24 protein-coding genes are annotated in these 24,468 nt (G+C 63.9%); 12 read left to right on the plus strand and 12 right to left on the minus strand.

Going from position 1 to position 24,468, the window contains the following annotated elements; all coding sequences use genetic code 11:
- Positions 1-17: 17 nt before the first annotated feature.
- Positions 18-587, minus strand: a complete 570-nt coding sequence (locus EB233_RS12035) for a methylated-DNA--[protein]-cysteine S-methyltransferase (protein WP_064989794.1) — start codon at positions 585-587, stop codon at positions 18-20.
- A 181-nt stretch (positions 588-768) separates the two neighbouring features.
- On the opposite strand from EB233_RS12035, the gene EB233_RS12040 reads away from it, so the two are divergent.
- The 7 genes from EB233_RS12040 (at position 769) to EB233_RS12070 (ending at position 6,289) form a co-directional block, all read left to right on the plus strand.
- Positions 769-1,740, plus strand: a complete 972-nt coding sequence (locus tag EB233_RS12040) for a lytic transglycosylase domain-containing protein (protein WP_064989795.1) — start codon at positions 769-771, stop codon at positions 1,738-1,740.
- 5 nt (positions 1,741-1,745) lie between these two features.
- Positions 1,746-2,234 (plus strand): GNAT family N-acetyltransferase, encoded by a 489-nt coding sequence (locus EB233_RS12045; protein WP_064989796.1) that lies wholly within the window; start codon positions 1,746-1,748, stop codon positions 2,232-2,234.
- 133 nt (positions 2,235-2,367) lie between these two features.
- Entirely contained in the window at positions 2,368-3,111 is a 744-nt protein-coding gene (locus EB233_RS12050) for a DUF899 family protein (RefSeq protein ID WP_064989844.1), read from the plus strand.
- A 254-nt stretch (positions 3,112-3,365) separates the two neighbouring features.
- Positions 3,366-3,830, plus strand: a complete 465-nt coding sequence (locus EB233_RS12055; protein ID WP_064989797.1) for a cupin domain-containing protein — start codon at positions 3,366-3,368, stop codon at positions 3,828-3,830.
- A gap of 347 nt (positions 3,831-4,177) precedes the next feature.
- Positions 4,178-4,570 (plus strand): Rid family hydrolase, encoded by a 393-nt coding sequence (locus tag EB233_RS12060; protein ID WP_027054766.1) that lies wholly within the window; start codon positions 4,178-4,180, stop codon positions 4,568-4,570.
- Positions 4,571-4,680: 110 nt separating this feature from the next.
- Entirely contained in the window at positions 4,681-5,832 is a 1,152-nt protein-coding gene (locus tag EB233_RS12065; RefSeq protein ID WP_064989798.1) for a branched-chain amino acid ABC transporter substrate-binding protein, read from the plus strand.
- A 64-nt stretch (positions 5,833-5,896) separates the two neighbouring features.
- Entirely contained in the window at positions 5,897-6,289 is a 393-nt protein-coding gene (locus EB233_RS12070; RefSeq protein WP_064989799.1) for a RidA family protein, read from the plus strand.
- A gap of 14 nt (positions 6,290-6,303) precedes the next feature.
- Here EB233_RS12070 and EB233_RS12075 read toward each other — a convergent pair whose 3' ends face one another.
- The 5 genes from EB233_RS12075 to EB233_RS12095 form a co-directional block, all read right to left on the minus strand.
- On the minus strand, positions 6,304-6,936 hold the full coding sequence (locus EB233_RS12075) for a hypothetical protein (RefSeq protein ID WP_155765361.1): 633 nt from the start codon (positions 6,934-6,936) through the stop codon (positions 6,304-6,306).
- 324 nt (positions 6,937-7,260) lie between these two features.
- A complete protein-coding gene (carB, locus tag EB233_RS12080) occupies positions 7,261-10,764 on the minus strand; it encodes a carbamoyl-phosphate synthase large subunit (RefSeq protein WP_064989800.1) in 3,504 nt (1,167 codons plus the stop codon).
- Positions 10,765-10,983: 219 nt separating this feature from the next.
- The gene (locus tag EB233_RS12085; RefSeq protein WP_244277687.1) at positions 10,984-11,835 is read right to left on the minus strand and encodes an SH3 domain-containing protein; all 852 of its coding nucleotides are present in this window, start codon (positions 11,833-11,835) and stop codon (positions 10,984-10,986) included.
- A 253-nt stretch (positions 11,836-12,088) separates the two neighbouring features.
- Entirely contained in the window at positions 12,089-12,847 is a 759-nt protein-coding gene (locus EB233_RS12090; protein ID WP_064989801.1) for a metallophosphoesterase family protein, read from the minus strand.
- Positions 12,848-13,274: 427 nt separating this feature from the next.
- Complete coding sequence (locus EB233_RS12095) at positions 13,275-13,625, minus strand: ArsR/SmtB family transcription factor (RefSeq protein ID WP_064989802.1); 351 nt, start codon at positions 13,623-13,625, stop codon at positions 13,275-13,277.
- 207 nt (positions 13,626-13,832) lie between these two features.
- Between EB233_RS12095 and EB233_RS12100 the strand changes: the two genes are divergently transcribed.
- Complete coding sequence (locus tag EB233_RS12100) at positions 13,833-15,011, plus strand: MFS transporter (RefSeq protein WP_027054774.1); 1,179 nt, start codon at positions 13,833-13,835, stop codon at positions 15,009-15,011.
- 61 nt (positions 15,012-15,072) lie between these two features.
- Here EB233_RS12100 and EB233_RS12105 read toward each other — a convergent pair whose 3' ends face one another.
- On the minus strand, positions 15,073-15,510 hold the full coding sequence (locus EB233_RS12105; protein WP_081294096.1) for a MarR family winged helix-turn-helix transcriptional regulator: 438 nt from the start codon (positions 15,508-15,510) through the stop codon (positions 15,073-15,075).
- 183 nt (positions 15,511-15,693) lie between these two features.
- Here EB233_RS12105 and EB233_RS12110 point away from each other — a divergent pair, with 183 nt between their 5' ends.
- Positions 15,694-16,488, plus strand: coding sequence for an SDR family NAD(P)-dependent oxidoreductase (locus EB233_RS12110; RefSeq protein ID WP_027054776.1), 795 nt, complete (start codon positions 15,694-15,696; stop codon positions 16,486-16,488).
- 59 nt (positions 16,489-16,547) lie between these two features.
- Here EB233_RS12110 and EB233_RS12115 read toward each other — a convergent pair whose 3' ends face one another.
- Positions 16,548-17,147 (minus strand): LysE family translocator, encoded by a 600-nt coding sequence (locus EB233_RS12115; RefSeq protein ID WP_064989803.1) that lies wholly within the window; start codon positions 17,145-17,147, stop codon positions 16,548-16,550.
- Between the two features lie 87 nt (positions 17,148-17,234).
- On the opposite strand from EB233_RS12115, the gene EB233_RS12120 reads away from it, so the two are divergent.
- Positions 17,235-18,113 carry a LysR family transcriptional regulator gene (locus EB233_RS12120; protein WP_425487729.1) on the plus strand — a complete coding sequence of 293 codons (879 nt, stop codon included), beginning with the start codon at positions 17,235-17,237 and terminating at the stop codon, positions 18,111-18,113.
- A 62-nt stretch (positions 18,114-18,175) separates the two neighbouring features.
- On the opposite strand, the gene EB233_RS12125 is transcribed toward EB233_RS12120, so the two are convergent.
- The 3 genes from EB233_RS12125 to EB233_RS12135 form a co-directional block, all read right to left on the minus strand.
- Positions 18,176-18,826 carry a dihydrofolate reductase family protein gene (locus EB233_RS12125; RefSeq protein ID WP_064989805.1) on the minus strand — a complete coding sequence of 217 codons (651 nt, stop codon included), beginning with the start codon at positions 18,824-18,826 and terminating at the stop codon, positions 18,176-18,178.
- A gap of 117 nt (positions 18,827-18,943) precedes the next feature.
- The gene (locus EB233_RS12130) at positions 18,944-19,786 is read right to left on the minus strand and encodes a protein-L-isoaspartate O-methyltransferase family protein (RefSeq protein WP_064989806.1); all 843 of its coding nucleotides are present in this window, start codon (positions 19,784-19,786) and stop codon (positions 18,944-18,946) included.
- 54 nt (positions 19,787-19,840) lie between these two features.
- On the minus strand, positions 19,841-21,205 hold the full coding sequence (locus EB233_RS12135; RefSeq protein ID WP_064989807.1) for an Nramp family divalent metal transporter: 1,365 nt from the start codon (positions 21,203-21,205) through the stop codon (positions 19,841-19,843).
- Between the two features lie 234 nt (positions 21,206-21,439).
- On the opposite strand from EB233_RS12135, the gene mntR reads away from it, so the two are divergent.
- Together mntR and EB233_RS12145 are read left to right on the plus strand one after the other, a co-directional pair.
- Complete coding sequence (mntR, locus tag EB233_RS12140) at positions 21,440-21,892, plus strand: manganese-binding transcriptional regulator MntR (RefSeq protein WP_027054783.1); 453 nt, start codon at positions 21,440-21,442, stop codon at positions 21,890-21,892.
- Between the two features lie 87 nt (positions 21,893-21,979).
- A complete protein-coding gene (locus EB233_RS12145; RefSeq protein WP_064989808.1) occupies positions 21,980-22,168 on the plus strand; it encodes a hypothetical protein in 189 nt (62 codons plus the stop codon).
- Positions 22,169-22,218: 50 nt separating this feature from the next.
- Here EB233_RS12145 and EB233_RS12150 read toward each other — a convergent pair whose 3' ends face one another.
- Entirely contained in the window at positions 22,219-24,303 is a 2,085-nt protein-coding gene (locus tag EB233_RS12150) for a hypothetical protein (RefSeq protein WP_244277688.1), read from the minus strand.
- Positions 24,304-24,468: the final 165 nt, after the last annotated feature.

Here is a 24,468-nt window from a genome sequence, read left to right on the forward strand (position 1 = left end):
GGCCGCGCCGGCAGGGGTCAGAACCCGAAAGAGACCTGCGCCGGCGGCGGCGGGCCGACGCGCACGCCTTCCATGGCCAGCATCTTTTCCTTGGTGACGGAGCCCCCAGGCGCCGAGAAGCCGCCGATCTTGCCGCCGGCGGCAAGGATGCGGTGGCACGGGATGACCAGCGGCACTGGATTGGCGCCAAGGGCGGCACCGGTTTCGCGCGGCAGGCCGGCATGGCCGGCGCGCTTGGCGAGTTCGCCGTAGGTGGTGGTTTGGCCATAGCTGAGTTTGCGCGCCGCGTCGTAGATGGCGAGGCGGAAATCGTCGATGCCGTCGAGATCGACCGGAACATTGGTGAAATCGACATCCTCGCCCGCGGCGTAAGCCTTGATCGAGGCGACGAGCTCGACCACCCATGGTGGTTGCACGATAGAGGCGGAAACGGCGGCATGGCGCATCAGCCGCCGCTCCACGGCTTCGCGGCTGCGTTCGGGCAGGCAGAGCCGGATCAGGCCCTTTTCGCTCCAGGCGATGCCCATGAAACCGATCACTGTTTCTAACACTGCGTGGCCAGCTGTGATCGAAGTTGTCGTTTCCATGATGCGCTCCCTTCCGCAAAGCGGCGAAATCCGGGATTCCTGCCGGTACATATCAGGAACAATATGGCAGTTCGGCCCGAGTCTCGCCACCCGAAAACCACCAGACGGCCCCGATTGCCCGCCCTGAATCGCTGGTGTAAGGGATTTCTTAACGACCCGACGAACCGGACCCGAGCGCGGCTTGCCAGCAAAACAAACCCTTATCGCGATCGGCGTGATCGTGGCGGCAGCCGCAATGAGCGGCTGCACCTCGACCTCGCAGATGAAAGCCGCGCCGTCCCTGACCGAAACAGCGACCGTTGCCGGCAGCGATGCCGGCTTCACCATTCCGCTGCCGGAGACGGTTTCGGTGCTGCCGCAATCCTCCGGCATTGCCCCTGTCCAGACCGCCGAACTGACGCCTGGCCCCGCCGCCGCGCCGACGCTGGATGCCGCCGCGCAGCCTGCCGCCGCCGCGACCGCGGCCTTTGCCGGCGCAACGCCTACGGCGCCGGCCGCACCCGCCATCATGATCGCTAGCCCCAGTGCGTGGCAGGCGCCGCCGCCGGCCAAGGCGGCCCAGCCGGTCAAGGCAGGCCTGCCGGTGATCCAGTCGGCCGAAACCTATAAGACCGCCGGGCTCATCGTGCCGGCGGTCGCCAAGGCTGGCCAGAAATTGCCTGGCGTGCAGCAGGTGGCCTATGTCGTGCCGCAGAACCCGGCGGCACTGGTGCAGTTCCCGTCGGCGCCGGTTGATCCGGCCGCCACGGAAGAGCACACGGGCGTGCGGGGCGATGTCGACAAGCTGATCGTCAAATACGCTGCCCTCTACCAGGTGCCGGTCGACCTGGTGCGCCATGTCGTCAACCGCGAAAGCACCTTCAATCCCAAGGCCTACAACAATGGCCATTGGGGGCTGATGCAGATCAAGCACGCGACGGCGCGTGGCATGGGCTATGACGGGCCGGCCAAGGGCCTGTTCGACGCCGAGACCAACCTCAAATACGCGGTCAAATATCTGCGTGGCGCCTGGCTGGTGGCCGACGGCAACGCCAAGAAGGCCGACTGGCTCTACCAGACCGGCTATTATTTCGACGCCAAGCGCAAGGGCCTGCTCGAGGCGACCGGCCTCGGCGTCGACCGCAAGCGGCACCGCCTGCAGCCCGACGCCTGAGCGCGATGCCGCAACCGCGCCCGCCGGCCCTGAACGACATCCGGCTGCGCAAGATCCTTGATGAGACGCTGATTGCACCGCACTGGCCGGACGGTTTTGCCATGCGCACTTTCGAACCCGGCGATGCAGCGCCTCTGCATGCGCTGCTGAGCGAGGTGTTCGACGACGGCACCGACGGCCCGTTCGACCAATGGTGGCCGCGCATATCAGGCGATCCGGAGTTCGACCCGGCGCTGTGTTTCCTGGTCATCGACGCCAAGGGCCGGCTGGCGGCGGCTGCGCTGTGCTGGACGTCGGCCTTCGTCAAGGATCTCGCCGTTCATCCCGAGGCGCGCGGCAAGGGCGTCGGCGAAGCGCTGATGTGGCACGCCTTCGCCTGTTTTCGTGAACGGGGCGCTGACCTTGTCGACCTGAAGACCAATACCGTCGGGAATCCTGCCGCCGTCAGGCTCTACCAACGGCTCGGCATGTTCGAAGTGGACTGGGCGGGCTGATCTGATATCCGGCGCATTGGCAAGCAATCGCTCGGCGCAGTGCGCAAAAATGTCGGAACCGATCGTGCCGGACCGTCCTTGGGTCGCAGAGCAACCGCGCCGGGACGCCGGCGCCGACCCATGGGAGCCGACCATGATCACCTTTCCCAACGAATCCGCCAGATACCGCACCGCGCGCGAAAAACTCCTGAAGAAGGAAATCGAACTGCGCCGCGCCATGGAAGCGGTGGCCGAGGCGCGTCGCGCCCTGCCGCCGGGCGGGTTGATCCGCCAGGACTACGTCTTCGATGCGCTCGATGCCGACGGCAAGCCGGCGAAGACAAAACTGTCGGAGCTGTTCGCGCCCGGCAAGGACAGCCTCATCCTCTACCAGATGATGTTCCCGCGCCATCCGCAGGAAACGCGCGACGTGGCGGCGAGCGGCGGCACGGCGAAGCTCGCCCGGCCAGACCAGCCATGCCCGTCCTGCACGGCGCTGCTCGACCAGTTCGACGGCGCCGTCGGCCATCTCCAGGCGGCCGGCTTCAATTTCGCCGTGGTGGCGAAAACCGCGCTGGAGAACCTTGTGACGCTCGGCCGAGACCGGGCGTGGCGGAACATGCGGCTGGTATCGTCCGCAGCCAACAGTTTCAAGCGCGACTATAATTCCGAGGACGCCGCCGGCGCCCAGTTGCCGCTGCTCTCGGTCTTTCATCGCGATGGCGACGGGATCAGGCATTTCTGGTCGTCCGAGCTCGGCTTCGCGCCATCCGAGCCGGGCCAGGACCCGCGCGCCATCGGCACCTGCGAGACCCTGTGGAACCTCATGGATTTCACGCCGCAGGGCCGGCCGGACTGGTACGAACAGCTGCAATATGGGGAAGGGTGTTGCCGTTGAGGGAAGGGAAGACGCTACCTCATCGCTTTTTGCGCTCTACGGCGCCCCCCTCTGTCCTGCCGGACATCTCCCCCACAGGTGGGGAGATTGGCAGCTTTGGCGCCGGCTCCTTTCTTGCAAATTTGAAAATTGGCGAAGGCGAAAATAACGGCCAATCTCCCCCTAGTGGGGGAGATGTCCGGCAGGACAGAGGGGGGCGCCGTAGAGCACGAACACCTCTGCTACTGTGCAACGATCCATCCAGGGGAAAACCCATGCCCAAGATCGACCTGCCATCCGTCCCCGCGCGCCGAGGCTCCGGCTACCCCGCGCCCTTCGATGCTCCTTGCGCCGCCCGCACGCGCCGGCGCCTGGGGGACGCCGGCGGGCTCACCGATTTCGGCGTCAATCTGATGACACTCCCGCCCGGTGGCTGGTCGAGCCAGCGCCACTGGCACAGCCATGAGGACGAATTCGTCTATGTGCTGGAAGGTGAGCTGACGCTGGTCGAGGACGGCGGCGAGACGCTGCTCAAGGCAGGGGACTGCGCGACCTTTGCCAGGAACAGCGGCAACGGTCACCACATGATCAACCGCTCGTCGACGACCGCGCTCTATCTCGAAGTCGGCTCGCGCAACATGGACGATGTCATCACCTGCTCCGACATCGACATGATGAGCCCCAGTTCGGATGGGCGGTTTTTGCACAAGGACGGCACGCCTTATCCGGGGCAGGGGTGAGGGCCAGGCTGATAGGCCGGCGCCTCCGCCTGTCGCCCTTCCTCTCCCTCCGGAGGGGGGAGAGGTGGCCGGCGAAGCCGGACGGAGTGGGGGAAGCCGGCTCTTCAATACGCTGCCGCCCACAACTCAGCACAGAGACTTCCGTAAGGCGGGAGATTGCCTTGACCTGAATAGTAATACGAGCCGGGTCGACCCCCACTCCGTCGAGCTTCGCTCGACACCTCTCCCCCGATCGACGGGGGAGAGGAAGGCGCCTACTCTCGAAGGATCGATCAAGGGCGCGAGCCCTGCCTGCCCGGGCGAATGTGCGCTGGGCGGACCATTGCTAATCAAAGGGGAGCACCACCATGAAAAAAGAAGTCATCGAAGTGCCCGTCATGTCGGCAAAAGTGCGGGCGCTCGGCCTTCCCTGTTCGACGGCGGTGAAGGCCAACGGTTTCGTCTTCATCTCGGCGACGCCGCCGGTGGACATGGTGACCGGCGAGATGGTGCGCGGCGATATCGAAACGCAGACCGAGGCGTCGCTGAAGGCGCTGAAGCATTGCCTGGAAGCAGCCGGCACCTCGCTGGAAAACGTGGTGATGGTGCGCATCTACGCCGTCAATTCCGGCTTCTACAACGCCATCAACCGGGTCTATGCCAGGTATTTTTCGACCAACCCGCCGGCGCGGAGTTTCGTGCCTGTGGCGTCTTGGCCGATGGAGTTTGATATCGAGATCGAGTGCGTGGCGGTGGCGTGAGGCGCGCGTCGCAAGTCTTCGATCCTGTCAGCGGCGGCTTTCAATTTACCGAATGGGCGTGTTAGTTCTTTCCTCAGAGGGTTACTCCAGAAATACTTTTGAGGGCAAATATGCGCGACGTGCGGACTGTCCTGCCTCGGGTTTTCACACTATTGGCCTTGGGATTGTTGGCGGCGTTGACATTTCCGCGCTTGGCGGCGGCCGAATGCGCGGATATTCCGATCGCCGTGGCTGGCCCGATGACCGGAGATTGGGCGGTTTATGGTGAGGAAATGCGCCGTGGCGCCAAGCTCGCGGCGGACGACATCAATGCCAAGGGCGGGATAGGCGGATGCAAGCTAGCGCTCACCGTCCTTGACGATCAGGGCACGCCGGACACGGCAGTCGCCATTGCCAAGACTGTTGGCAGGGACAGGGTTCGCTTCGTCGTTGGCCACTACAATTCAGGCGCCTCGATTCCCGCTTCGCAAATCTATGCCAAGAACAACACGTTGATGGTCAGCCCGGCATCGACAAATCCGGCGCTGACCGAGTTCAAACTCTGGAATGTTGCCCGGACAGCCGGACGCGACGATGTCCAGGGGGCGTTCGCCGCCGGGTACATGGCGGATCATTTTCCGCAGCGGAATCTGGCCATCGTCAGTGATGGAACGCCCTATGGCGACGGCTTGGCAGACAAAGCCCGGAAGGCGCTGCGGGCAAAAGGGCACCCGGAAAAGCTGGCCACCAAGGTCCGATACGACCAGACCAATCTGGGTGACCTGATCGGCAAGATGAAAGCGGCGAAGATCGAGATTGTCTTCTTTGCCGGGCTGGGGGATCAGTTGGGTGCGCTCATTCGTCAGACCGACGAGGCCGGCCTGCATGTGCAATTCATCTCGGGCGACGCGTCCATGGTCAGGGATTTGACCGAGCGCGCAGGGCCGGCCGTCGAAGGCACGCTGATCGTATTTTCACCCGAGGACCGGTCCAATCCAGCCGCGAAGGATGTGGTCGCACGCTTTCGCTCAGAGGGTTTCGAGCCGGAGGCCTATACGTTGAAGTCCTATGCCGCCGTGCAGGTGATTGCCGGGGGCATCACGATGGCTGGCGTCCAGGCACCAAGGCTTGTCGCCGCCGCCATACGCTCAGGCAAACCGATCCCGACCGTGCTCGGCGATTTGACCTTCGATGCGAAAGGCGATCGGCGTGAGCCCGACGTGGCGATGTATGTCTGGACCAAGCAGGCGAATGGCGGGTTTTCGCTCGAGCCGGTGAAATAGGGCCGTCTGGTGAGTCCAATCCGAGATGTCAGCGCGGCCTCGCCGTAACCAAAGGGAAATCGTCATGAGCAAGGAAATCGTCGAAGTGCCGGTGCTGTCGGCGGCGGTGCGTGCGCTCGGCGTGCCGTTGTCGCTGGTGACCAGGGCTGCCGGGCTGGTCTTCGTCTCCGGCACGCCGCCGCTCGATATTGCGACCGGCAGACTGGTCAAGGGCGACATCGAGGTGCAGACCGAAGCGTCGCTGAAGGCGCTGCAACATTGCCTGGAAGCGGCTGGCACCTCGCTGGACAACGTGGTGATGGTGCGCATCTACGCCGTCAATTCGGGGTTCTACGGCGCGATCAACCGGGTCTATGCCAGGTATTTCCCCGAAAACCCGCCATCGCGGACGTTCGTCCCGGTGGCGTCTTGGCCGATGGAGTTTGATCTCGAGATCGAGTGTGTGGCGGTGGGATGAGGGGTGAGCCGAATTTACTGCTGTGGTTTTACTTCAGCGTCCGAATGAGGTTGGGAGTCGATCTGTTTCGCTTGATCAGGCTGTTCCAACCCAGTCATTTCAATCTGAGAGTTTTCCTTAGCGTTAATCCAGTTCACCCAGTCAACGTTCTTTGAGCTCTCGTACATAGCAGGATCAACGATCAAAGTTATTCGTTTAAATGAACATCTTCTAAATGTGCAGTTATCCATGAATATCACGTTGTAAAGGGACTTCGTGGGTTCTATTACCACTCCATCACATTTTGGGAGCCTATGCTCGTTAACGCTGTTGGCAGTCCTAATGTAAATATTTGCGGGTCCGATCAGATCGCAATTAATAAATGTCTTTCCTTCGATATGTGGGTCAGAAGGTAGAACGAAATCCGCCAGAAATATTCTTTTATTTTCAAATGTAGCAGCCATAGGATCGACAAATCCCGTGCGCTTATAAAGGTTCTGGTCGTACCTAGCTCGAATCAATTTTGATCGAGCCCACGCAAACGTAGCGTACCCAACAGCAAATAGCAGAAATCCAGCAAATCCGGCTGCAACCCAAGATGCAGGAGCGTATGCCTCGAAAGCGTTTGTGGCCCTAACAGCCCACGCTGGTAGGGCGAAACTGCCCATGGCTGTGATCGCCAAGTAGATTAGTGACCATCGCCATTCCAAATTGTTGAAGAAGCGATTTATACGTCCGGTCCAGCCCATCTGACAGAATAAGCAGAAATCGGTGCGACTTGGTAGTCGCTATCCGGCTTCCTGGAGGGAGTTATGCGCTTGGTATTTTTGCCAGTCTAAGCGTGCTTGTACATTTTCACCAGGCTGTTCACGAGGATGAGTATTTGGAAGCCAGGCCAGCTAGGCATAATGCCATATCCATGGGGTCGCGCTCCCCTCATCTGCCTGCCGGCATCTTCTCCCCGTGGAACGGGGAGAAGGGAGCTAATCACCTCAAGCAAAATACTCCTGCAGCGGCCTGACCTCGAGGCTGCCCGCCTTCAGCGCCGCGATCGCTTCCGCCACCGCGGCAGCCCCCGACAGCGTCGTGTAATACGGCACCTTCTGCATCAGCGTTGCCCGCCGCAGCGACTTCGAATCCGACACCGCCTTCTGGCCGTCCGTCGTGTTGAAGACGATCTGGACCTGGCGGTTGCGGATGGCGTCTTCGATGTGGGGGCGGCCTTCGAGAACCTTGTTGATCTTCTGCGCGTCGACGCCGTTTTCGGCGAGGAAGCGGGCGGTGCCTGATGTCGCCAGCACCTTGAAGCCAAGGCCGGCCAGGCGCTTGACCGCCGGCAGGATGCCTTTCTTGTCCTCATCGCGCACCGAGACGAACAGCGTGCCGGAGCGAGGCAGGTCGACGCCGGCGCCGAGCTGGCTCTTGGCGAAGGCCAGCGCGAAATCGCGGTCGAGGCCCATGACCTCGCCGGTCGAGCGCATTTCCGGTCCGAGCAATATGTCGACGCCGGGGAAGCGGGCGAAGGGGAAGACGGCTTCCTTGACCGCGATGTGGCCTGGATTGCGCGGGTCGGGCATGGCGCCGTAATGGGCGAAGGCGTCTTCCAGCGTCTCGCCGGCCATGATGCGGGCGGCGATCTTGGCGATGGGGCGACCGACGGTCTTGGCGACGAAGGGCACGGTGCGCGACGCGCGCGGGTTGACCTCCAGCACATAGACCGTGCCGTCCTTGATCGCGTATTGCACGTTCATCAGGCCGCCGACATTGAGCGCGCGGGCAAGGGCTGACGTCTGGCGTTCCAGCTCGTCGACCAGTTCGGGAGGCAGCGAGTGCACCGGCAGCGAGCAGGCACTGTCACCCGAATGGATGCCGGCTTCCTCGATGTGTTCGAGAATGCCCGACACGAAGGTCGCCTTGCCGTCGCAGAGGCAGTCGACGTCGACCTCGATGGCGCCCGAGAGATAGGTGTCGAACAGCAGCGGGTTCTTGCCGAGCAGCGTGTTGATCTGGCCGGTCTTGTCGTTGGGGTATTTCTGCTTGATGTCCTCCGGCACCAGGCCGGGCACGGTGTCGAGCAGGTAGCTCTGCAGCATGCTCTCGTCATGGATGATCTGCATGGCGCGGCCGCCCAGCACATAGGACGGGCGCACGACCAGCGGGAAGCCGAGTTCGCCGGCGACGGTGCGGGCCTGCTCGACCGAATAGGCGATGCCGTTCTTCGGCTGGCTGAGGTTGAGCTTGTGCAAGAGCTTCTGGAAGCGGTCGCGGTCTTCGGCGAGGTCGATCATGTCGGGCGAGGTGCCGAGGATCGGGATGCCGGCCTTCTCCAGCGCGTCCGCCAGTTTCAGCGGCGTCTGGCCGCCGAACTGGACGATGACGCCGACCAGTTCGCCGGACACCTGTTCGGCGCGCAGGATCTCCAGCACGTCCTCCGCCGTCAGCGGATCGAAATAGAGCCGGTCCGAGGTGTCGTAGTCGGTCGAGACCGTCTCCGGGTTGCAGTTGATCATGATCGCTTCATAGCCGGCGTCGCGCAGCGCGAAGGCGGCATGGCAGCAGCAATAGTCGAACTCGATGCCCTGGCCGATGCGGTTGGGGCCGCCGCCGAGGATGACGACCTTCTTGCGCGACGAGACCTGGGCCTCGTTGGCGAGGGCGCCGGCGAACGGCACTTCATAGGTCGAGTACATGTAGGCGGTCGGCGAGGCGAACTCGGCCGCACAAGTGTCGATGCGCTTATAAACTGGATGAACGTCGAGCTTTTCGCGAATCTTCTGAATCACTTCGGCGTCGGTCTTCGTCAGCGAGGCGAGGCGTGCATCGGAGAAACCCATCGCCTTCAGCATGCGCAGATTGACGGCATCCTGCGGAATGCCGTGCTCGCGGATGCGGGCTTCCATGGCAAGGATGCCTGATATCTGCTCGAGGAACCACGGGTCGATCTTGCACATTGCGTGCACGTCTTCCAGCGAGGTGCCCATGCGGATCGCCTGCGCCACCATGCGCAGCCGGTCGGGCGTCGGCGTGCCGAGCGCGGCGCGGATGGCGTTGCGGTCGTCGGGGCTGTTGCCCGAACCACCACCATGGCCGAGGCCGGGGATCTCGATCTCGTCGAGGCCGGTGAGGCCCGTCTCCAGACCACGCAGCGCCTTCTGCAAGGACTCCTGGAAAGTGCGACCGATGGCCATGACTTCGCCGACCGACTTCATGGCGGTGGTCAGCACCGGCTCGGCGCCGGGGAATTTCTCGAAGGCAAAGCGCGGGATTTTTGTCACGACGTAGTCGATCGACGGCTCGAACGAGGCGGGCGTGGCGCCGCCGGTGATGTCGTTCTCCAGCTCGTCCAGCGTGTAGCCGACGGCAAGCTTGGCGGCGATCTTGGCGATGGGGAAGCCGGTGGCCTTCGAAGCCAGAGCCGACGAGCGCGAGACGCGCGGGTTCATCTCGATGACGACGAGGCGGCCATCGGCCGGGTTGACGGCGAACTGCACGTTGGAGCCGCCAGTCTCGACGCCGATCTCGCGCAGCACCGCCAGCGAGGCGTTGCGCATCATCTGGTATTCTTTGTCGGTAAGGGTCAGCGCCGGGGCGACGGTGATGGAATCGCCGGTGTGCACGCCCATCGGGTCGATGTTCTCGATCGAGCAGACGATGATGCAATTGTCCGCTTTGTCGCGGACGACCTCCATCTCGTATTCCTTCCAGCCGAGCACGCTTTCCTCGATCAGCACTTCGGTGGTCGGCGAGGCATCGAGGCCGGACTGGACGATTTCGTAGAATTCGGCCCGGTTGTAGGCGATGCCGCCGCCGGTGCCGCCCATGGTGAAGGAGGGGCGGATGATGGCGGGCAGGCCGACATGGTCGAGCGCCTGGGCGGCGATCGCCATGCCGTGGCTGATGTAGCGCTGCTTGCGGTCGCCTTCGCCGAGGTTCCAGCGGGTTTCCAGCGCATCCAGCTCGGCGTCGAGATTCTCGGGCTTTTCGGCCTTCAGCGCCGCGCGCTCGGCTTCGTGCGTCTTGCGGTCGGCGTTCTTGACATCGGTGGCGTTGGCCAGCATCGACTTCGGCGTTTCCAGCCCGATCTTGCTCATCGCCTCGCGGAACAGCGCGCGGTCCTCGGCCTTGTCGATGGCGTGCGCGTCGGCGCCGATCATCTCGACATTATAGCGCTCCAGCACGCCCATGCGGCGCAGCGACAGCGCGGTGTTGAGCGCGGTCTGGCCGCCCATGGTCGGCAGCAGCGCGTCGGGCCGCTCCTTGGCGATGATCTTGGCGACGACTTCAGGCGTGATCGGCTCGATATAGGTGGCGTCGGCCAGTTCCGGGTCGGTCATGATGGTGGCCGGGTTGGAATTGACCAGGATGACGCGGAAGCCCTCTTCCTTCAGCGCCTTGCAGGCCTGGGTGCCGGAATAGTCGAATTCGCAGGCCTGGCCGATGACGATGGGGCCGGCCCCGATGATCAGGATCGACTTGATGTCGGTGCGTCTTGGCATGTTCGAAAATTCCGTTCGGCAGCGGGCTTGCACAAAAAACCGGGACGGGAAGACCCGGCCGGTTGTGCTCGCGATTCTGGTATCAGGCTAGGAGGGCCTTATAGGGAAGAGTTTTGCCAGATGTAACCCCGAAAATGAGGGTAGGTAGTGGGGATTTGGCAGTAGGGATTAGGAGAACATAGGGGAACAACGAGCATGATCTCCCCTGTTGCCCATTCCCTACTGCCTACTGCCCACTGCCTGATCTCCAAACGCTACTGTGTCCGTGATCTCGAAGCGTTCGGAAACCCCGACACGGATCAGGTTGAGCGTGCCTTCGCGGGTGAAGCGGAACTCGTCCGATGAGTCCGAGCCCGCCGGCTTGCCGCCATGGAAGGTGATGACGCGCGTGCCGCCATCCGGCCAGGTCACGGTCACTGTGCTGTCACTGTCTTTGTGCGCGACGCTGACCGAGCAGCGGGTCATCGGCTGGCCGACATCGCGCGCGCAGGGAATGCCGCCGGCAGCGTCGGGGGCGGATGCCGAGTCGGGACTGTCATTGGCCGCGAATGCCAGGCGGTAGGCATCCTCGATGGCCGTCCTGGCGATTGCATCGGTGGATTTCGGCTCGGCTTCGGCATCGACCGCCTGATCCGCCTCGCCCAGGCGCTTGGTCAGGTCGGGCAATGCGGCCGCGTCATCGCCTGATGTTTCGGTGCCCGCGTCCGTCACGGCAGCCGGATTGACGGGAACGAGGTAGCGCGCGGGCGCCCAGCCGGTGGCCTTGGGGTTGTCCGACTCGACCTTGCACCAGGGGTGCCCGTTAATGTCGTTGCAACCGAGATTCCTCACGCTTGCACCGGCGGCCAGACGGGTCTCGGTCTTGCCGATCGGCGATGGCTTGGCACGGATGTTGAGGAGATCGTCGGGGGCCAGCCCGGTGACGATGGAGATGAACGGCGTGTCTTCGGCATGGGCAGGGACGGCAGCCGCAAGCACTGTCAGCAGCGAGGGTGTGGCCATCAGCGCGAAGAGCGTTGTCCGCAGCGTAATCCGGCACCTCATCACTTGGCTGTCGGCGATCAATTGCATTCCCAAAGGCACCGCCAGAACCCGAAAACGCTGCCGCACGCGAAGCCGATTTTATAAGCGACGGTGCGCCGCCGTGTCTACAAGCGAGATGTTCTCGCGGCTTTGCGTCCGAATTCGGGACGCTCAGCCTGGCATGAATGCAAGGGCATTCAGCCTGGCATGAATGCAAGGGCATTCAGCCTGGCATGAATGCAAGGGCATTCAGCCTGGCATGAATGCAAGTGCATTCAGCCTGGCATGAATTCAAACGCATTCAGCCTGGCATGAAACCAGTCCTGAGCGCGTGGGCCCATTCCGGGCGTCCCGCCTGTTCGGCCTGCCGCGCCGCCGCCTCGTGGTCGTAGTCGACGGCAATCGCCTCGAAACGGTCGGGCCGGCCTTCGCCACCCAAGGTGACAATGCCGTAGCGGGCATGCGGCGAGCCCTGCTCGGAGACATGCGCCGGCGGCGTGTCGTCATCATAGGCGGGGCAGCCGATGCTGCCTGGGTTGAAGATGACGGGACCATCGGGAACGCGAACCAGTTCCGCGCGGTGGCTGTGGCCGCACAGCGCGATGCGGCAGGCCGGGTCGAGCGCCTTCAGCTGCCGCCGGATCGCCGCCAGCGGCGCGCGCACCAGCTGGCCGTCGACCACCGCGTCGGTGAGATATTTCTCGTCATGGTCGGGGCGGGCGTGGAAGGCGACGATACCGGGCGCGATCTCCAGGGTGAGCGGCTGTGCGAAAAGCACCGCGCGCTGCGCTTCGGTCAGCCGCTCCTGTGCATAGACGTCGGACGCCCACATGGTCTCGTCGGCCGGATCGGCGGCGACGCGGCGGTCATGATTGCCGCGCACCGTCGGCAGGTTCAGCGCCTCGAGCCGCGCAAACGTCTCGCGCGGCCAGAGCGGCCCGGAAACGCTGTCGCCGAGATTGACTGTCAGCTCAGCACCGCCGCGCCGCGCCAGGTCGTCGAGCACGGCGTTAAGGGCCAGGACGTTGCCGTGGATATCGGCGAGGACGGCAATACGCATGAAAGCTCCGGTGGTTCACAAATGATTGGGCGAAAGGGGCAAACCTATCGGGACTTGGGTTCCTCGCCCCCACTTTCGTCTACGGCATGCACACATTTCCAAGCAGCAGGTCTTCAGGGATAGCGTGCATGACAGCTTGGCGCCTGCATTGTCTTTTGCTGCGCTGGTCGCCCCCCACTCCGTCGAGCTTCGCTCGACACCTCTCCCCCGATCGACGGGGTAGAGGAAGGGCGCCGAGCATTTTTGCCGTTGCCCGGCAACGCTCCCTTCCTTTCCCTCCGGAGGGGGGAAAGGTGGCGCTGCGAAGCAGCGACGGATTGGGGGAACCACGTGGCAATCAAGCCTAGGGCTGACCGGTCACGCCAGTCACAGAAGATGCGTGCATCGCGTAAGCCATCCCATCTGGCCGAGGAACCCAACTTCAAGGTCAGGCCGATACTTCGATGTCATGGCCGCCGACCGCCGGCAGGTCGTCCACCGCCGCCGCGATGACGCTGTCGAGCAGGCCGGGGAAGCGAGCGTCGAGATCGGCGCGGCGCAGCGTGATCATGCGATTGGTGCCGACCACTTCGGCGCGGGTGACGCCGGCCTCGCGCAGTTTGGCAAGGTGATAGCTGAGATTGGTCTTGGAGCCGAGATCGAGGAACTGGCTGCAGTTCAGCGGCACGCCTTCCTTGCTGGCAAGGTAGCGCACGATGGCGAGCCGTGTCGGGTCGCCAAGCACGCCGAGCACGATGGGCAGGCTGATCTGGTCCGTATTGGGATGAGGTAGCGTCATGCCTGGAACCTAAGCACAGTTCGGGCCGATTTCAACGCATCCGTCCTCGCCTGCCCGTACACGCCGTTCCTCCCATTTCGATCCGTAGCGAACGACCGTGCTGACACAGGGCTGTCAGGAAGGTTCAGCTATTTTCCCCCGGCTTCATTGACATCATGCCCTGTTATGTCCAATTGTTCAATAACTTTTGAACTAAGGACAGCTGCCATGGACAAGCGGATATTCTGGCTTGCGCTCGGGTCGTTCGCGATCTCGACCGAAGGCTTCGTCATCTCCAGCCTTCTGCCCGACATCGCCAGGGATGCCGGCATTTCCATTCCTCTCGCCGGATCGCTGATCACCGCTTTCGCGCTCGCCTATGCGATCGGCACGCCGATCCTGGCGACGCTGACCGGCGAATGGGACCGGCGCCGCGTCATCCTGTGGACGCTGGTGTTCTTCGTCGTCGGCAACATTGCCGCCGCGCTCAGCTCGTCCTTCGAAGTGCTGTTGATCGCGCGCATCATCATGGCGCTGTCGTCGGGCCTGTTCGCCGCGACCGCGCAGGGCACGGCGGTGGCGCTGGTCGATGACCATCACCGGGCGCGTGCCATCGCCGTCGTGGTCGGCGGCACCACGGTTGCAGTCGCCGTCGGGGCGCCGCTTGGCGCGCTGGTCGCGGCTTTCGCCGGCTGGCGCGGCACCTTCTATGCCATTGCCGGGCTCGGCGCGCTCGCCGGCGCGATCCTGTGGTACCGGCTGCCGCGCGGCATCGTCGGCACCCGGCTGCCGCTGAAGCGCCGGCTTGCCGCGGCCATGCGTCCCGGCGTCATGCCCATCCTGTTGACGACATTGCTGGCGCTGACCGGCGCCTTCACCGTCTTTGCCTATGTCGCGCCGCTTGCCATCGAAGGCGCCGGCCTCAGCCAGATCGCGTTGCCCGGCATGCTGCTCGCCTTCGGCGTCGGCGCCGTTATCGGCAACATTGCCGGCGGCCAGGCGGCGGACCGGTTCGGCGCCACCCGCACCGTCGGCTGGTCGCTGGCGCTGAGCGCGGCCATGCTGGTGATGCTGTCGGTCGTGCCGACCTTCCTGCCGCCGCACATTGCCGGGCCGGCGCTGATGGCGATGATGGTGCCGTGGGGCATTGTCGGCTGGGCGTTCCCGCCGGCGCAGGCCAGCCGCATCATCAAAATAGCGCCGGACGCCGCGCCGATCGTGCTGTCGCTCAACGGTTCGGCACTTTACCTCGGCGTGGCGCTGGGTGCCGTGGTCGGCGGCGGCGTGCTGCGCTACGGCGCGCCGGCCGATCTCGGGCTGATCGCGGCTGCCTTCCCGATCGTCGGGCTTGGCATCGTGCTGGCTGGGCGGATGCTGGCGCGGCCGGTGGCGATGCCGGCCGAATAGAACGTTTCGCGGATCGGACTGGCGGCCGCCCCTTCAGCCTGGAAGAGCGGCCGCCGGTGCATCATAGTCCAAGCGCGGCGACTTCATCCAGCATGGCGCGCAGATCGGCAGCCCGTTGCTTGCCGACCATGGCCTCGAAGCGCTGCTGGGCAATGCTCCATAATTTCGTTGCCTCGTCGAGCTTGGCGAGGCCCTGGCGTGTCAGCCGCACCCGCTTGACGCGGCGATCGTCCTTGTCGGCGAAGGCTTCGACATAGCCGTCGCGGATCAGCGGCTTCAGCGTGTGGCCGAGCGCCGACAGATCCATGACCATCGCCTCGGCTATGGTGCCCATCGCCGGCTCGTTGCTGACGTAAATCTGGTATAGCAGGCCGTATTGCGTGCCCTTCAGCCCCGAAGGCGAGATCACATCGTCATAGAAACGGCCGAGCTTGCGCGCGGCACGCCGCAACGTTGCATTGTTGCAGGGGCTAAATCCCGGCATCGCAGTCTTGATCATCACGGTTCCTCGCCGGCAAAGCGCTGCCGGCCTGCCGCAGAAATAGTTTCTGTCGCCTCCGTTGACAAGATAGTGGCATATACCTACTTCCACGAAAGTGGCATATGCCACTAATTGGAAATCAGGCGGCGGGACGAGGAAGATCGGCCTGTCTCGCCGGGCAGCAACAGAAGGAACAGGACAATGAGTGGACAGGAAAACAAGGGCACGGCGGTCGTCACCGGCGCTTCATCGGGCATAGGCGCGGTCTATGCCGACCGGTTGGCAGGGCAGGGCTATGACCTGGTACTGGTGGCACGGCGCGCCGACCGGCTCGAGGAATTGGCCGAGAAACTGCGCCATGCCTACGGCCGCAAGGTCAGCTTCATCGCCGCCGATCTGTCCGACGACAACGATGTGCGTCGTGTCGAACGGGTGATTTCAGCCGACGACAGTGTGACGCTACTGGTCAACAATGCCGGCCTTGGCGGCCAGCCGGTGGTGGCGACGGCCGATGCCGACGCGGCTGAGCGGATGATCAAAGTCAATGTCGTGGCGCTCACCCGCCTGACCCGTGCAGTGCTGCCGGGGCTTCTGGCGCGCAACCGCGGCGCCATCGTCAACATCGCCTCGGTGCTCGCCTATGACACGTCGTTCGGCGGCATCTACAGCGGTACCAAGGCCTATGTCGTCAACTTCACCGAAGCTCTGCATCGCGAGGTCGCGGGCACCGGTGTGAAGGTGCAGGCGGTGCTGCCGGGTGCTACCCGGACCGAATTCTGGGAGCTTTCCGGTGGCGATATCGACCAGCTTCCGAAGGAGATCATCATGACCGCCGACGATATGGTCGATGCCGCCCTTGTCGGTCTCGCCAAGGGCGAAGCCGTCACCGTGCCGGCGCTTGTCGATGCAGGCAAGCTGGATACGTTCCTTGGAGCGCGCCAGGCCTTCTACGGCAGCCTGCACGCCGACAAGCCGGCCGCCCGCTACGCGGCTTGACCTAGCAAGGCTGGAGTTCCTCGCCCCCACCGATGTGGGGGAGAGGAACCAGGTCTGTTCTAAGCCCCACGCCACATCGGAATGATCGACGCCGCCAGCACCAGCGCCAGCATGATGTTGAGCGCACGCCATTGCCATTCGGTCTTGAGCAGACGGGCCAGCACCATGCCGGCGACGCACCAGATGGACAGCGAGATGGCGGCGGTGAGGCCGAAGGTCGAGCCGAGCAGCAGAGCGAGTTGTCCCGGTCCGTCGGCCAGCGCCGCGAACGAAGCCGCCGCGCCCAATCCCATCGCCCAGCCCTTGGGGTTCATCCACTGGATGCCGGCGCCGCCGAGAAAACTGTTCGGCCTGGCCATCGTCACATCGAGATTGGGCGGCCCGGCGCGGCCGATCTTGAGCGCCAGCCACAGAAGATAGAGCGAGCCGGCGATCTTCATGGCCAGTTGCAGCGAAGGCACCGCAAGCAGCAGCCCGGCGAGCCCGGCGGCGGCCGCCCCGGTCACCGTCGCGAGGCCGGCGGCGCTGCCGATCATCAATGGCACCGATCGGCGAAAGCCGAATTGCGCGCCAGAGGCGGTGGACAGGGTCGTGGCGATGCCGGGCGTGGCGGTGGCGACGAAGGCAAACAGGATGAGCGGCAGGATGGGCTGGAGCATGGGACGTCCTTTGTCGGAAGCTCCATGGTAGGCTTGAGCTGGCATCAGTAAATGCAATGTTTGTGATATCGTGCATTAGCATCTATAATGCCTGACATGATCCGTAACCTCGATACCGCATTGGTGCGCACCTTCGTCACCGTCGCCGACAAGGCGAGCATGACGGCGGCCGCCAATGCGCTGCACCTCACCCAGGGCGCCGTCAGCCAGCAGGTCAAAAGGCTGGAGGAAACGCTCGGCTGCAGCCTGTTCGAGCGCGACCGGCGCGGCCTGCGCCTGACGCGTGCGGGCGAGCGGCTGTTCGACAAGGCCAGGCGCCTGCTCAGCCTCAACGACGAGATCTGGGCCGAGATGGCAGGCAGCGCGGTTGCCGGCCAGGTGCGGCTCGGCGTGCCCTACGATCTGGTGGGCACCTTGCTGGCGCCGGTTTTGAAGGCCTATGCCGAGGCCTATCCACAGGTCGAGATTTCGCTGGCCTGCGCCTCGTCGCCGGAACTGTCGTCAGCGCTGGCGGCCGGCACCATTGACCTTGCGGTGATCGAGGAACGGGTCGGCCCGACATCAGGCGAGTGCCTGGCCATCGACCGGCTGGTGTGGGTCGGCGCCCGGGGCGGAGTGGCCCGCGCCAAGCGGCCGCTGCCCGTTTCGATCGTCGCCGAAACCTGCGCCTTCCGTCCGGCGGTGCTCTCGGCGCTCAACGAGCATGGGCTGGAATGGCGCACCGTGTTCGAGAACGGCAACATCGACGCGACGACGGCGACGGTGCGCTCCGACCTTGCCGTCACCACCTGGCTCGCTTCCACGGTGCCGGCCGACCTCGACATATTGCCGTTCGATGTCGGCCTGCCGCCGCTGCCGAATTTTGCCATCAATCTGCATTTGCCAAGGCACGGCGTCGGCCCGGCGGCGCAGGAATTCGCAAGGTTTATCCGGGATGGGCTGGCGCGGCGGCCGGCTGCGGCTTGAGGGATTGTCAAAACCTGGGCTCCTCACCCCCGCCATGGCGGGGGAGAGGGACCCAAGTTCTGTTACCTCCAGTTCTTCCGCCGCTCGAGCTCGGCGCCAGATGGCTCGCCCGTGACAAAGGAGCCGACCTTGATTTCGCCCGCGCGCTGGTAGGTCGCGATGATGACGCCGGTGCTGGAGGTCTGCGACTTGATAAGCTTGAAGGCGGCGGGCATCGCGCTATCGTCGAACAGGCGCTTGCCCTTGCCCAGCAGCAGCGGGAAGATCATCAGCCGAATCTCATCGATCAGCCCGTCGGCAAGCAAGGTCTGGATCAGATCGGCCGATCCCTGGATCAGCAGGTCGGGTCCATCCTCCTGCCTGAGGCGGCGCACCGCCGCGACGATGTCTTCGCCAAGCCATTGCGTGTTCTGCCAGGCGAGGGTGTCAGACCGATGCGTCGCCACATATTTGGTCGCCGGGTTGAAGGCATCGGCGATCGGATCTTTCTGATACGGCCAGTAGGCGGCGAAGATGTCGTAGGTCCTGCGGCCGAGCAGCAGGGCGAAGGGCTTGGAGAACAGCTCCTCCATTGCCGCGCCGCCCACCTCGTCGAAGTAGTGGAAGGTCCAGCCGCCGAACTTGAAGCCGCCGACCGGATCCTCCTCCGGTCCGCCCGGTGCCTGCATGACGCCATCGAGGCTGACGAAGGTGGCAGCGATGATCTTTCTCATTGTACTCTCCCTTGTTCCATCCATGCCGTCGCGGCCGGATCATGGCCCAAGGACGGACGGCTCGCGACCATCCCGACAGGGGTCGTCAAATTTTGGACCAGCCTGCCCACCAATCCGTCATTTGCCGGCTTTGGCGCGGAGATTTTTCGACGAGAACCAGACGTCGCCGAAGATGGCGGTGGCGGTGCGGTCCGGCGCCTTGTCGCTCGTCAGCCAGATCGAGCGCGTAAGCGCGGCCTGCTCCCGTGTCGGGATATTCGCCGCGGCGTTTGTTGTCGATGCTCCGACGCAAGGGATGAACCAGGAGCGCATGAAGGGATCGCAGGCAAAGCCCTTTTCGGTGCGGGTCACCAGCACCGCCAGCGGAATGCGCTCGGCCGGGCGCCAGGGGAAGATCATGCGGCCGCCGGGCCGCAGCGCCTTCAGCCATGGGGCCGGCGGGGCGACGACGCCGGCGTTGACATAGACGATGTCGGATGGCGGCAAGGGCGTCGTCACGGCATCGCCATGGACGACAGTCGCATTGCCATAGGCTTCGAGATTCTTGCGCGCCAGCTCGGCCAGCCTGCCGTCGAGTTCGAAGGCGGTGACGGTGCCGCCAGGGGAAACCAGCCGGGCCAGCACGGCGGAGTAATAGCCGGTGCCGGCACCGATATGCGTGACGGCCTCGCCGGGTTTCGGTGTCAGTTTGCCGATCCACTGGGCATGCAGGAACGGCTCGCCATTGTTGATGCCCTTGTCGGCATCGAGCGCCACCAGCACGTTCTGGTAGATATGGGCCGGGTCGGCGCTGGGCGTGGTGACCTTGCTGTTGCCAGCGACGATCGTCCAAGGTCCGGGACCGAGAAAGGCTTCGCGCGGTACTTCGGCGAAAACCTCCTCCAGGCGCGGGTCGGATGAGGCGGCATTGGCCGCCATCAGCCGGGCATAGAATTTCCTGAGGTCTTCAATGTTGCTCATGACGAGACGAAAGATAGCGCGATTTGGTGGTTTGTCTCGCGATCCGGTGAAACCTCAGCCGACCCCGAAGAGCGTGTCATAGAGCAGCTTGAAGTTGAGCACGAGGATGATCGCCGCGACCGCCCAGGCCAGGGCTGCGACACCGCGCGGAATGGCGAGGTTGCCCATCTTCTTCTTGTCGGAGACGAACTGTACCAGCGGCACCACCGCGAAGGGCAGCTGCATCGACAGGATCACCTGACTGAACACCAGCAACTGCCCGGTGCCCTTCTCGCCATAGAGCGCGGTGACGACCACCACCGGTACAATGGCGAGGCCGCGTGTCAAAAGCCGCCGCGCCCAGTTGGGGATGCGCAGGCGCAGGAAGCCCTCCATGATGATCTGGCCGGCGAGCGTCGCCGTCACCGTCGAATTCAAGCCGGAAGCCAGCAGCGCCACGGCGAACAGGATCGAGGCGATGCCAAGGCCGAGCAGCGGCGACAGAAGCTTGAAGGCCTGGTCGATCTCGGCGACGTCCTGGTGGCCGGTGTCGTGGAAGGCGACGGCCGAGACGATCAGGATGGCGGCGTTGACGAACAGAGCCAGCATCAGGGCGATGGTGGAGTCTGTCGTTGCCCATTTGATGGCGTCGCGCTTGCCCTTTTCGGTGCGCTCATAGGCGCGGGTCTGCACGATCGAGGAATGCAAATAGAGATTGTGCGGCATGACCGTGGCGCCGATGATGCCGATGGCGATGTAGAGCATCGCCGGGTTGGTGACGATCTCCGACGACGGCACGAACATCGAATGCAGGATGGTGCCGGCCGGCGGCGCGGCGACGAAGATCTGGATGGCAAAGCAGCTGAAGATGATGATCAAGAGCGCAATGACGAAGGCTTCGAGATAGCGGAACCCCTTGTTCATCAACAGCAGCACGAGGAAGGCGTCGAGCGCCGTCAGAATGGCGCCGCCGATCAGCGGAATGCCGAACAGAAGCTGCAATGCGATCGCGGTGCCGATGACTTCGGCGAGGTCGCAGGCGATGATGGCGAGTTCGCAGGCGATCCACAGCACGAAATTAACAGGGCGCGGATAATAGGCGCGGCAGGCCTGGGCGAGGTCGCGGCCGGTGGCGATGCCGAGCCGGGCGGCCAGCGCCTGCAGCAGGATCGCCATCAGATTGGACAGCATTATGATGAACAACAGCGTGTAGCCGAACTGGGCGCCGCCGGCGAGGTCGGTCGCCCAGTTGCCGGGGTCCATATAGCCGACCGAAACCATGTAGCCCGGCCCCATGAAGGCGAACAGCCGGCGAAACCACACGCCCGAACTCGGCACCGCTATGGTGGAATTGACTTCGCGCAAGCTGGGCTGGTCGTCCTCGTCCCGCCTGGCGAACCGCCATGAGGAGCGGGGAGCTGTGGCTTCTGTTTCTGACATGGAAGACTTTCCGCGACGTCCTGGGAGGTGCCGTCAAGCTATGCCATGGCTCAACATTATGCAATAGGCTATATTTTATTGTTTGTGCTTTTTATCGAGCGCTCATTCGGGTTCGCGAAGCGGCTAGCGGGAAACCGCGGTCGCGCCTGTGGGGGAATGCAAATAAACGGCCTGAAGAATCAGAGCCTGTGCTATAAAAGCAGCGATGGTTGAACGCCCGAGGAGGAGCGCGCATTGGCGCTGAAGAACAGACCGGTTCCGCGTGAGCCATTGCCGGACGCCGATGTCCATTCGGAGGGGTTCCGGCAGCAGCGCCAGGCGCGCCGCAGCGCGCTGGTCGAGGATTATGTCGAGCTGATCGCCGATTTGATCGAGGATGGCAACGAGGCGCGCCAGGTCGACATCGCGGCCCGCCTCGGCGTCGCCCAGCCGACAGTGGCCAAGATGCTGACGCGCCTGTGCGCCGACGGGCTGGTCTCGAGAAAGCCATATCGCGGCGTGTTCCTGACCGAAGCCGGCCGCAAGGTGGCGGAGGAAAGCCGCATCCGCCACCAGACGGTGGAAGCTTTTCTGCGCTCGCTCGGCGTCAGCGCCGAGACGGCGCGCATCGATGCCGAGGGCATCGAGCACCATGTCAGCGCCGAGACGCTGGACGCGTTCCGCAAGGCGATGACGGCGCCGCGCTGAGGCGCTTTCGCAAAGACGGCCGGAACCGCTCGACCCCAAGCACGTTGCTCCTGACATCGCGCTGATTTAGCGCCAAGGGAGGAAGCAATGGGCATCGAACAGGCACCGACCGCGAAAGGCAAGCAGGCAGCCAAGGGATTGCGGCAAGCCGCGGCCAAGGACGAGCGCAAGACCGAGGCAGAGACCGGTCAGCCCCTGAAGAAGGGTGCCGCGCGGTTCGAGGAGCGCTCGAAAAGCTCCGACGGCAAGAGCGCGGGCGCCAAGCAGAAAGACTAAGGCCAGCCGAGGTCTGCGGCCGGAATGCGCCCGGATGCATCAATCAGCACTCACTCGCGGACATCCTGGATCCAGCTTCTGGGGTGGCCGTCGACACGGAACTGGAAGATGAAATAGGGCGGAATGCAGGTGCCTTCGCCAGGTTTGGCTTCGGGCAGATCATCGTAGCCGGCGGTGCAGATATAATCCTCGCGGCAGGGATGCGCCTTGTCGCAGGCACGCAGGCCGGCGGTCTTGGTGAATTCCCTTGTGCAGAATTTGTGGTCCTTGCCGGAGGCGATACAGTCGTTGAAGCCGGTCTTGGCGAGACGGCCGCAGGTCGCTTCGTCGGGAAGCTTGTCGCAGGTCGCCTTGCGCAGCATGCCGCCGGGAAAGCCGCCGGTCTTCTGCTCGGGGTTGTCGTAGCGCTGGCGCGCCGCGCCGTAACCAGCGATCTTGACCACCGGCTTCTTGTCACGCGCCGGGTCTATGGCGCAGGCCTTGGCGGTGGCCGGCGACAGCCGGCAATACTGGTCGTTGCCCCATGTCGACATTTTGATCTCGCCGAACTCGACGGGATCGCCGACCTCAGTGCCCTTCTCGCTGACGCAGGTGCCAAACCCCGGATGGATGGCGCTTTCGTGGACGCCGGCGCAGCGCAGGCCGACGCCGCAGGTCCAGTCCTTGAAGCTTGCGTCTTCACCACGATAACAGATCGAGCCCCAGCCATTGTAGAGGTCGGTGCCTTTTAGTGCCTCGGCGTATTTCCGGTCCGGGCGGGCGGCGAAACCTCTGGTGAAATCGGGATGGCCGCCGGCGGCGAATTCTTCGACGATGGCGCGGCGGCGCGGCAGGTCGGCGAAGAACACCGCCGAGCCCGGCACGAAGACGGCGTTGCGGCGCGGCTCGCTGGCCGGGTCGGCGCCGGTGTAGTGGAAACCGGCAATGCCATGCGTCTGGTGGCAGCCGGTGCAGCTCATCTCGTTCAGCCGCAAATCGAAGCCGGCCACCGACTTGATGGTGGCGAGCGTGTTGCCCCTGGCGACATAATCCTTCAGCGCCTTGTCGATGTCGGCATCGTCGACCAGCCCGTAGGCGATGTTGTTCTGCGACCGGCTCAACCCGCCGGGTGCGACGGAAACGGCGCTCTTGGCCAGGAATTTTTCGTCGATGACCAGCCGGCCGTGGTCGAGATCGTAGATGTTGCGGTCGGTGAGCAGCCATTTGGCGAAGGAAGGCTTGTCGGCCAGCACGGTGGCGCGGTCGATCTGGTTCTCCATCCTGGATTCATAAAAACCCGAGGTCGCCGGATCCCATTTAAAGATTTTCAGGAGATATTCGGCATGGCCGCCGAAATCGCGCCGCGTCGAGGCCGACAGCCTGAGCACCTGCATGTTGAGCTCGAGCCGCATGATCTGCGAGGAATTGAGCATGGCGCCGGACAGCGGCCCTTCGTCGGAACGCAGCCAGGCGGCCAACTGCTCGGGCGGCAGGTCCTTTTGGCCGGCAGCAAGCCAGCGCTTGGCGACCTCGGCGCATGACACATCGGTGGCACCAGGCAGATCCTTCGCGGCGCGGGCCTGAGCCTGTCCAGGCTTGGCATTGAACACCAGGCTCATGGTCAGCGGCAGGCGCGAAGAGATGCGCTGCCCAGTCTTCCCCCCGATTGGCTTGCCCTTGGCCGGCTTTTCGGCAACCGAATAGTGGAAGCGGTAGATCAGCCTGATCTCGCCGCATTCGGTGTGGCCGAGATAGCCGCGATCCATGCGGTTGACGACGCCGGTCAGGTCCAGCGTCGAGCCGTCGTCATCGATGTATTTCGGATTGAATTTCTGGCTGGTGTCACTGGATTTGGCCATGGCGGCGACATAGGGGTCTGGGCTGGTCTTCGGCTCGTCCGATATCTCCTGCTTGACCGTGTCGCGCACCGTGGCCAGCGCCGGCACGGAAAACAGGCCGCGATTGTCGACGTCGCGGGTGAGGCCGAGTGCGGGGCCGAGCAGCCGGCTGATCGACAGGCCGCCGCGCTCCAATGCCTGCAAGGTAGCAGGGTCGGTGACGGCAACGCTGGAATCGAGTGTCACGGCGCCGGCCGGCCCGATGCCGAGGCAAGTCAATGCCATCAGCAAAAGCAGGAATTGGCCGATGATCCGCAAGCGCCCCTCGCATTCTTCCGCTATGCCTGATGCTACAGGCCTTCCCGACGATCGGAAAGCAGCCACTTCGCAACCGTGCCAGCAACGAAAAATGCTGTGACTTAGCGCAACCATTGCGATAATTGTTTGTTGGGTTGAGCCGGCTTGCCGGAGCAACGAGGAAGT

Origin of the sequence: Mesorhizobium erdmanii (assembly GCF_013170725.1) — a bacterium.
In the GTDB taxonomy this organism is placed as follows: Bacteria; Pseudomonadota; Alphaproteobacteria; order Rhizobiales; family Rhizobiaceae; genus Mesorhizobium; species Mesorhizobium erdmanii.

Bases quoted from the DNA above. Each gene is read 5' to 3' on its own strand.
- EB233_RS12055 (WP_064989797.1), top strand. From the start codon at position 3,366: ATGCCCAAGATCGACCTGCCATCCGTCCCCGCGCGCCGAGGCTCCGGC.
- EB233_RS12075 (WP_155765361.1), bottom strand. From the start codon at position 6,936: ATGGGCAGTTTCGCCCTACCAGCGTGGGCTGTTAGGGCCACAAACGCT.
- EB233_RS12085 (WP_244277687.1), bottom strand. From the start codon at position 11,835: ATGCAATTGATCGCCGACAGCCAAGTGATGAGGTGCCGGATTACGCTG.
- EB233_RS12045 (WP_064989796.1), top strand. From the start codon at position 1,746: ATGCCGCAACCGCGCCCGCCGGCCCTGAACGACATCCGGCTGCGCAAG.
- EB233_RS12100 (WP_027054774.1), top strand. From the start codon at position 13,833: ATGGACAAGCGGATATTCTGGCTTGCGCTCGGGTCGTTCGCGATCTCG.
- EB233_RS12125 (WP_064989805.1), bottom strand. From the start codon at position 18,826: ATGAGAAAGATCATCGCTGCCACCTTCGTCAGCCTCGATGGCGTCATG.
- EB233_RS12035 (WP_064989794.1), bottom strand. From the start codon at position 587: ATGGAAACGACAACTTCGATCACAGCTGGCCACGCAGTGTTAGAAACA.
- carB (WP_064989800.1), bottom strand. From the start codon at position 10,764: ATGCCAAGACGCACCGACATCAAGTCGATCCTGATCATCGGGGCCGGC.
- EB233_RS12060 (WP_027054766.1), top strand. From the start codon at position 4,178: ATGAAAAAAGAAGTCATCGAAGTGCCCGTCATGTCGGCAAAAGTGCGG.
- EB233_RS12145 (WP_064989808.1), top strand. From the start codon at position 21,980: ATGGGCATCGAACAGGCACCGACCGCGAAAGGCAAGCAGGCAGCCAAG.
- EB233_RS12120 (WP_425487729.1), top strand. From the start codon at position 17,235: ATGCCTGACATGATCCGTAACCTCGATACCGCATTGGTGCGCACCTTC.
- EB233_RS12070 (WP_064989799.1), top strand. From the start codon at position 5,897: ATGAGCAAGGAAATCGTCGAAGTGCCGGTGCTGTCGGCGGCGGTGCGT.
- EB233_RS12135 (WP_064989807.1), bottom strand. From the start codon at position 21,205: ATGTCAGAAACAGAAGCCACAGCTCCCCGCTCCTCATGGCGGTTCGCC.
- EB233_RS12090 (WP_064989801.1), bottom strand. From the start codon at position 12,847: ATGCGTATTGCCGTCCTCGCCGATATCCACGGCAACGTCCTGGCCCTT.
- EB233_RS12105 (WP_081294096.1), bottom strand. From the start codon at position 15,510: ATGATCAAGACTGCGATGCCGGGATTTAGCCCCTGCAACAATGCAACG.
- EB233_RS12130 (WP_064989806.1), bottom strand. From the start codon at position 19,786: ATGAGCAACATTGAAGACCTCAGGAAATTCTATGCCCGGCTGATGGCG.
- EB233_RS12115 (WP_064989803.1), bottom strand. From the start codon at position 17,147: ATGCTCCAGCCCATCCTGCCGCTCATCCTGTTTGCCTTCGTCGCCACC.
- EB233_RS12095 (WP_064989802.1), bottom strand. From the start codon at position 13,625: ATGACGCTACCTCATCCCAATACGGACCAGATCAGCCTGCCCATCGTG.
- EB233_RS12065 (WP_064989798.1), top strand. From the start codon at position 4,681: ATGCGCGACGTGCGGACTGTCCTGCCTCGGGTTTTCACACTATTGGCC.
- EB233_RS12050 (WP_064989844.1), top strand. From the start codon at position 2,368: ATGATCACCTTTCCCAACGAATCCGCCAGATACCGCACCGCGCGCGAA.
- EB233_RS12110 (WP_027054776.1), top strand. From the start codon at position 15,694: ATGAGTGGACAGGAAAACAAGGGCACGGCGGTCGTCACCGGCGCTTCA.